Below are 7293 nucleotides of genomic sequence, written 5' to 3'. Positions count from 1 at the left end.
GAGCGGCTCCTGCGGTGCGTGAGTCCCTGCAACCCGTAGCCTGGATAAAGGCCGCAGCCAGCCCCTCGGGAACCCTCGCCCTGCGTGCCATGACCCCGGTGGCCGCCGTTGGCGCGACCGTGGCGCGCGCCCTGACACGACGGAGGCGAAGATGACCGAGGATGTGCACGGCATGCCGCTACCCGCCGACCGAACCCCGGATGAGGACTTGGTGTTGTGGGAGCTGGTCCAGACAGCCAGTCTCGCGGCGCGGGCCTTCCGAGAGCTGTTCGCCACCGTCGGGCTGACACCGACCCAGTTCGGTGTCTTGGCTTGCCTGGCGGACGGCGATGACTTCACCAAGGCACAACTGGCCCGAGCGCTGATGGTCCGACCACAGAGTATGGATCCGCTCATCGAGGACCTCCTTTCCCAGGAGGTCGTCGAGCGCGATGGTCCGCCTCGCCGTGGCAGAGCGGCCGGGATCAGCATCACCACCTCCGGCCGTGAACGCCTCGCCCGAGTCCGTCCGCAAGTCAGCGCAATCAACGCCCCGGAGCGTATCGGTGTTGCCGCCGACCAGATCCCGCTCCTGGCTTTACAACTCCGAGTCATTCGTGACCAGCTCTCGCGGTACGACGATGGGTAATTGGCCACTTACGGCCGAGCATGCGTGTAGAAGGCACGTCCCATGCATGGTTCAAGCGGATCCTCGCGATGGGCGGCGGGCGACCCGATAGTGCGACCTGATGCCGTTGCCTTGGCGCATATTTTTGAGCCGGGAGACGAGGGAGCGCGTGGACAACATACGGGATGGCCAGCCCTCAGCCGTGGTCCTGGCGTTTTCCAAGACGACTGCACGGAATGTCCAAAGTCGTCTTCACAACATCCCTGTGCCCGCCGGAGGAACGCTCTACGGCGCAGTGCAAGGTATCCATAAGAGCGCCATGAGATTGCGTGGATTGCTCCTAAGGACACTTAGGTGAATCACTCGAAGGGTCCGGCGGTTCCGGCCTGAACCTGCTCTCGTTTAGTGGAGACAGACATTGCCAGAAGCACGATCCCAACCATTAGAACAAGAACAGCAACAGCAAGTAGGCCTTGATCGCTTCCGGTGGCTGGGCAGCCAGCAGAGCTGTCGTCAATCTCAGGGCAGCTCCTCCAGGGCTGTAAGAACATCAAAAAACCGCCTGCTACTCCTACGAGAGTGAGCACGATTCCCAATGTCGCGTACCGGGTCTTTCTGGAAGTTCTCATGGTTTATCCAAACACGGCGAGAGCGCCATCCACATCACGCCGTATGTGGAACCTCTGCCGGGATGGCATCCGCGACTGTCATAGTTCTCCAAACCAGCTGTCCGGAATGCTCGAGTCGTTTGCACTGTGATCAGAGGTGGGAATCTTGGCCTTTTGCATACGTTCGTCATCTGTACCGTACCGCCGGTAGGCGGCGGCTAGGTCGTTCACAAAGTCTTCTGGAGCACCTGATGTTGCCGTCTTGCGCGTCCAGGCAACGACACATTCATTCTTGTCACAAAGGGTACCGGCCTCAACCGGCCGTCGCCCCACCCGGTGGTCCGAGTTTCTGTGCCCGGATGTGAGGCCCGATACTCGTAACGACATTTCGCTTGCAACCCATGCTGCTGCACATGGGGAGACCCTGTCCTGGCTGGCACCGGCGCAGCTGGCTGGAATATCAGCTAGATTCTGTGCATGCTTCGTCGAATTGATCTCAAGGACCATTGGAGGTCCTTCAGTGCAGGATTCTGGCCCAATGATCGCCCTCTGGGACGCCGGACAGTGGTTTACGGACATAACGGAAGTGGCAAATCCACCTTGTCCGAACTTCTCCTCAGCCTCACAGAGGAGCAGTGTGCGACTGACGTGATCTGGGAGAGTGATGATGGAGAGAAGGTCACTGTCCGCGCTGGCGGAGTGAGCCCATCACCGTCCATGGCCGTATTCACCCGCAAATGGGTAAAAGAAAACCTCTCCGCCTTCCTGGATGGCAAAAGTGCCTCCGCCATTGTGACACTTGGCCGCGAAGCCATCACCGCCAAAGAAGAGGAAGAGCGATTAGGTGCGCAGATTGAGCAGCTCCGTGACGAAGCCAGTGCGGCAGAGGATGAAAGCGGAGCTGCGGCGCAGAAGGTTGACGAGCTGGCTCGAGAAGTTCAGAACCGGATCGTTTCTGAGCTGAAGGAATTCGATTACAACCATTTCACGAAGAATCGCTACTCCATCCCAAAAGTTCAGGATGGGATGCGCGGATACGCCGCAGAGTTCCCCGACGTCAACTCGCATGCGGAGGCCTTAAAACGCCTTGGAGAAGGCGCGCCTAGACCGATCCCCGACATTCCTGCGCCGCCGGCTGAGTTCGCCATCCCCCTCGCAAAAATGTCTGCCCTTCTCGCAGAGACGCCTACCCGCATGGCAATTGCTGCGCTCGAAGGATCCCCGCCCGCACAACAGTGGGTCGAGCAAGGACTCGAACTTCATGAGGACCTAGACAATTGTCTGTTCTGCGATAGCGAAATCGGAAGAGAACGACGCGATCGGCTGGCCCGCTACTTCGACGAGAGTTGGCTGCAGTTGCGGGCCAGGGCCCAGGAAACGCTTGCTGCAGCTACTTGCCAAATGTCTGCCCTAACAGCTTGGCGTACGGCTCTACCTAACCCCGTGCAGCTGTCAGGCGAGCTTCGGGCTGCCTATGAATACGCGAGGGACCAGGCGTTAGCCGACGTGGCCGAGCGCTTAGCGGCGCTCCAAGCGGTGAAGGACGCTCTCGATTCAAAGATCGCAGATCCGAGCGTCATCACAGATACACCCGATTGGTCCGCAATCACTCCTGGGTTGTCGATCACGGCGCTGAAGCGATCCGTCGACGCGCACAATGATCAGGCACAACGCCAGGAGGAATTTACGGCGGAGAGGACAAAGGTCGTTCTCGATCACCTACTAGGCGCGAATAGTCGGGCGTTCCGGGACCTTGAAGAGCAGTCCAAAAATACCGCCTTGAGGAGTCTGGCCTGTAGTCGAGATGCGGAAATAGCGGAGCGAGAGCTTGAAGCTCTGCGTCAGACACGGTTCACCACAAAGGACATGGCAGATACGCTCACCCGCGACCTTGCACGCGTCTATGGGAAAGACCATCTCAACATCGCCATCACTGGCGACGGGAAGACTTACACCTGTCGGCGCGGCGACAAGCCGGGCACCGCTCTCAGCGAAGGCGAAAGGACGACTCTTTCGTTGCTGTATTTCCTTCGTAACCTTGAAGACGAACAAATACCGGGTGTTGATCGTGGGCAGCGAATTGTCGTTATCGACGATCCCTCGAGTTCCCTGGACCGGGAGGCCCTGTTCGCCACCCACCAGTGGCTCATAGACACCTTGAAAGACTTCGGCCAGTACGTCATTCTTACCCATGATTTCAGTCTTCTCCGGCTGTTCCTCAAGTCGCACAATAACGCCTGGGGGAAGTCGTTAAAGAATATTGAGCAAGGCAAAGCGGACGAGATCCAATTCCCGAAGGTAGCTTTCCTGGAAATGTTCACCGCAGTAGTTGACGGTGAACGCCGAACACGATTGGGCAACCTCCCGAGTTTGCTGCTTAAGAGCACTTCCGAATACGCCTATTTGTTCTCGATGGTCATGGCTGGTATCGCCGATGCCGAAGATCATGAGCGTCTATTCCTCCTTCCCAACGCAGCTCGCCGTGTTCTCGAAGTCTTCGCGAGCTACAAGGCTCCCCATCGAACGGACTTCCGACAGCAGCTAGAAGTGCTTGTCGACTCGGGCAATGGTGGCGCTTTCCGCGACGTGTACGACTTCTGCAACCGGTTTTCTCACGGTGAAGGACAAGAGAGCATCGAGGTTCTAGATGCGCGCGCAGTTCACGGGCAAATCAGGAGGTGTATGGAATTCTTGAGAGCAGTCGACAATGAGCACTTCGTGCGCATGTGCGCGGCGACGGGCGTAGACCCGGTGGTTCTCGCGTAAGGCAGACGGTTATCGTGCCGGGGTTCTTGCGAACTTCGCATAGACCCCGAATAGCGCTCGTTAGCCGGTCCTTTTGGCGGACGGCGTGGGGGCCCTTTGCGGCAACGGTAAAAGGGGCCGATGAGCCTGTCCGCTGGGGAAGGATGCGCGGGAAGCTATCTGATGGTCGTATTCTGCTTCGTTCCCACTTGTGACCGCTTAGGGAGACGTCGAAGAATTAACATCCCAAAAACGACGATCGCCAGGGTCGGAAGCAGCGCAGGTAGTAGGGCTGCAGAAAAAATGTCCCAGAAGGCTATCTCAGCTAACGATTGGCCGCCCATATTCAGCTCCTTGATTCGAAGTTTCACTTTGGCTTCAGTGTAGGACTTTGAAGGTGTCGCTTTCAGCCAGAGATAGTCTCTGAGGTTGGCTTGCCGAAATATGGACCGTTGAAGGAACGTTTATCGAGACATTCGAAATCGGCAAACGTGCCGGTTGATGGGCATGTCCGGGACATGGTGCTGCCCAGGCATGCCCATCGGCGGCCTACGAGGCCCTATTCGCTTCCAGGAGGGTTTCCCCGATGTAGCCGCCTTCCTTGCATCCCGGTGGAATGGCGAATACCGCCGAACCAACTGGTGTGGTCCATTCGTTGAGCAGATCCAACTTATCCAGTCGTTTTTGCAAGGGGATGAACTGCTTGTCGACGTCTGCCTGGAACGAGGTGAAGATCAGACCCGCATTCGAGATCCGGGACCCGCTGGGCGGGTCGTCGTAGTTGAACGCCCTGCGGACGATCTTCTCCTTCGGATTCTCGGATCGGGCGCGCCTGATGTGGGAGAACTCGGGGATCACTGGGAAGCCCACTGGGGAGAGCGCCTTGAAATCAGGCTCATCGGCTTCCTGCGCACCGGTCAGGGGTGCCCCGTTGGAGAGTTTCCGACCCACTGATTGCTCTCTCCCGGGACGGTCCAGGTGATCCCATTTATCCAGGTCCATGCTGATCCGGCGAATGACCATGCTGGTCCCCCCGGCCAACCAGGAGTCCGACGACCACACCAACTCATCGAATTCCGCGGTCCCGGGTTGGGGATTCACGGTGCCATCGACCTGCCCGAACAGATTCCGCATTGTCGTCCCAGGCTTCACGGAGCCATGGGCCCTGCGAAAACCAGTCTGGACCCACCGCAGAGCGGTGAAACGCCGACTGTCCTTCAGGAGCATCCGGGCCGTATGGGCAACCGCAATAGGGTCATCGGCGGCCACCTCGATGAGCAGGTCGCCGTGGTCATAGTCCCCGGTCAATCGGTCAATGCCGAAAGCAGGCAGCGGCCGCAGCCAATCGGGCTTACGGCCGCCAGCGGCATCGACGAACCCCGGCCCGAAACCGAAGGTCACCGTGAGCCGGGCGGGAATCTGGCCGAGTTCGGGTTCGGAATCAGCCAGGGCAGGCTCACCTCGCGTCAGCCGTGCTGCGTCGCCGCTGAGTAGCTGCATGAGCCGGATCAGTTCTTCCCGACCAGTTCCGGGTTTCAGATCCAAGGAGAAAAAGCTCGAGTGGCTTTGCGGTGTGATCGCGATCCCGGCCTGATGCGCTCCGTGGAAGGCGATGACCTTGGTGCCGTTCAGGTCTTGGGACCCCCGGGCCTCGGGTGGCTTGGTCAGGACCGCGGCGCCGGCGGAAGCTATTCCACCAACGCCCATGGCTGCACTGCCCAACAGGATGTTGCGTCGGGAAAGCCGTGCCGGTCGCCCGTCACGTGTATCGGATGTGGGCTGGTTACTTACCATGGCCCTCATCCATGGTCCCGGACATCGAGGCGCCATCGCCCATATCCATGTCCATATCCCCGTGGTCCATGCTGCTGCTGTTGTCGTCGCCGGAGTAGTTTTCGTTGGCTCCGGAGTAGTCCTTGGCCGGGGCGGTGAACTTCTGGGTGCTGTCATCGGTGAAGGTGACCACGAAATCCACGTTGTCCCCCGAGACAATGGGCTTGCCCAGGTCCATGAGCATGATGTGGTCCGCGCCCGGCTTCAGGTCCAGGGATTTTCCAGGTTCGATGGTGAACCCGCCGTCTTTTTCCCGCATGACCATCTGACCGGATTCGTTTTCCACGGTCTCGTGCAGCTGGACTTCCTTCGATGCCGGGGTGGTGACCGAGGTGATGGTCACCGGGGAATCGGAGGTGTTCTCCAGGGTTCCGAAGGCCGCGCTCATGCCTTTCGGAGCCGCCTTGACCCAGGTGTCGTGGATCTGCACCGATTCGGCTTGCGGTTGCCCGGCCTGCTGGGTGCCTGTGCCGCCGCAAGCGGCCAGGGCCAGCAGGGTGGTGCCGGCCGCGAGGGTGATCATGGTCTTCTTGAGCTTGTTCATGGAATTTTGTTCCTATCGTTTCGTGGGGTTGGCGCGCTTGAAGAACAGCAGGGCGATAAAGGTGATGCCAGCGGCTGCGACGCCGATGCCGGCGATGAGCAGGCCGCGGGCCATGGCCGGTGACACTTGATCCGATGTGGCAGCCGCTGGCTCTTCCCCGATGGATTTGCGGCCGGAGCCCAGGGGGGCCGTGGGGGCAGCCACGTTTCCCACGGCGAACGGGATGAGTCCGCTGATGGGGTGCCCGTCCTCGGAGACGACCCGCCACCGTATCTCGTATTGGCCATCGGGCATGCCCGGTTTCAGGGACACGTCGATGCCGCGGCCTTTGATGGTGGTTTTCCCGGTGGCCCAGTCGGTGCCATCGCTGTCCACGACACGCACGAGGGCGCCCATATCCATGATCTGGCCCGAGTATTGGAGGTCGGCTTCTTCGGGGGCGGTCTGGATGACCTGGCCGGTGGCCGGGTTGGAGGAGATCAAGTCATCGTGCGCCGAAGCCGGGGCAGTGCCGAAGAAAAGCGCGGCAGCCAGCAAGGCCAACGCCATGGCAACCGCCGCCTGCCACGAAGGCCTGCCGTATTGGGACCTACGCCGGGTTGGAGGGTGCTGTCGGTGTTCCCGCATGCGCTCAACCCTCCTTTCTGGAAACCAGGCGCGCACGGCCCTGGTAGCGGGAACGGAACCCGAGCAGCACGTCAACGAGGACGAACCCTGCCAATGTGATGCCCAATAGGGGCAGGAAGATACCTACAATGCCGGCCACGGACACGACAAGGAGTAGACCCCACCAGGGCGCTGTTGCCAGGGACCCGCGTTCGGGGGCCTTGGCTAGCCCCCTGGTTCTGGTCGGGCGGCGTTTCCACCACATCCGGTAACCCAGGACCACCAGGGTGGCGATGGCAGATCCGAGAAGGAACATCACGATCTGGTTGGCCAGCCCGAACATCGACCCC

General features: G+C 60.0%; 6 protein-coding genes. 2 read left to right on the top strand and 4 right to left on the bottom strand.

Going from position 1 to position 7293, the window contains the following annotated elements; translation table 11 throughout:
• Positions 1 to 151 precede the first annotated feature (151 nt).
• The gene (locus CIK75_RS03760) at positions 152 to 628 is read left to right on the top strand and encodes a MarR family winged helix-turn-helix transcriptional regulator (protein WP_096223263.1); all 477 of its coding nucleotides are present in this window, start codon (positions 152 to 154) and stop codon (positions 626 to 628) included.
• Positions 629 to 1692: 1064 nt separating this feature from the next.
• Entirely contained in the window at positions 1693 to 3981 is a 2289-nt protein-coding gene (locus CIK75_RS03755; protein ID WP_096223262.1) for an AAA family ATPase, read from the top strand.
• Between the two features lie 528 nt (positions 3982 to 4509).
• Here CIK75_RS03755 and CIK75_RS03750 read toward each other — a convergent pair.
• The 4 genes from CIK75_RS03750 to CIK75_RS03735 form a co-directional block, all read right to left on the bottom strand.
• The gene (locus CIK75_RS03750) at positions 4510 to 5754 is read right to left on the bottom strand and encodes a Dyp-type peroxidase (RefSeq protein ID WP_096223261.1); all 1245 of its coding nucleotides are present in this window, start codon (positions 5752 to 5754) and stop codon (positions 4510 to 4512) included.
• The gene (locus CIK75_RS03745; protein WP_096223260.1) at positions 5744 to 6337 is read right to left on the bottom strand and encodes a copper chaperone PCu(A)C; all 594 of its coding nucleotides are present in this window, start codon (positions 6335 to 6337) and stop codon (positions 5744 to 5746) included. The genes CIK75_RS03750 and CIK75_RS03745 overlap by 11 nt, the downstream gene beginning before the upstream one ends.
• A gap of 12 nt (positions 6338 to 6349) precedes the next feature.
• A complete protein-coding gene (locus tag CIK75_RS03740) occupies positions 6350 to 6886 on the bottom strand; it encodes a copper resistance CopC family protein (RefSeq protein ID WP_206745472.1) in 537 nt (178 codons plus the stop codon).
• An 82-nt stretch (positions 6887 to 6968) separates the two neighbouring features.
• On the bottom strand, positions 6969 to 7293 hold a 325-nt coding region (locus tag CIK75_RS03735), incomplete at its 5' end, for a PepSY domain-containing protein (RefSeq protein ID WP_198962391.1).

The organism is Glutamicibacter sp. BW78 (genome assembly GCF_002332245.1).
Taxonomy (GTDB): Bacteria; Actinomycetota; Actinomycetes; order Actinomycetales; family Micrococcaceae; genus Arthrobacter_H; species Arthrobacter_H rhombi_A.
This window is presented reverse-complemented; position numbering and strand designations above follow the sequence as displayed.